Origin of the sequence: Halomonas borealis, assembly GCF_004798905.1 — a bacterium.
GTDB classification, from domain to species: Bacteria; Pseudomonadota; Gammaproteobacteria; order Pseudomonadales; family Halomonadaceae; genus Halomonas; species Halomonas borealis.
Map to the genome: position 1 here is coordinate 1 of NZ_SDMO01000036.1, position 377 is coordinate 377.

1 protein-coding gene is annotated in these 377 nt (G+C 38.5%); it reads left to right on the forward strand.

The window, feature by feature from the left end:
• A partial coding sequence (locus ETC07_RS16090) for a hydroxyethylthiazole kinase (protein WP_205742563.1) occupies positions 1 to 355 on the forward strand: 355 nt, incomplete at its 5' end.
• Between the last annotated feature and the right edge of the window lie 22 nt (positions 356 to 377).

Below are 377 nucleotides of genomic sequence, written 5' to 3' on the forward strand. Positions count from 1 at the left end.
TGCTACGACTATCAGCAGTAATAATGCAAAAAGTGCAGCAAAAAAAACAAATGCTGTTATTGTTCAGACGGGACAAACAGATGTCATCACAGATGGAAATCATCTGCATTATGTGAAGACAAGCAGCAGACTTTTTGAAATAAATGTTGGATGTGGTGATATGTTAACTGCGGCGATCGCTACTTTTTCAGCCACAAATTCTCACCTACTTGAAGCTTCATATGAAGCTACTAAATTTTTTAGTGAATCTGGAATCCAGGCAGAACGACAAGTCAAAGGGCTTCCTGGAGATTTCATCACTGCCTTATTAAATAATATCTATTGCAGTTCAAAGAAAGCGGGGCTAAGAAAATGATTGAGGTACCACAAGTTGTCAC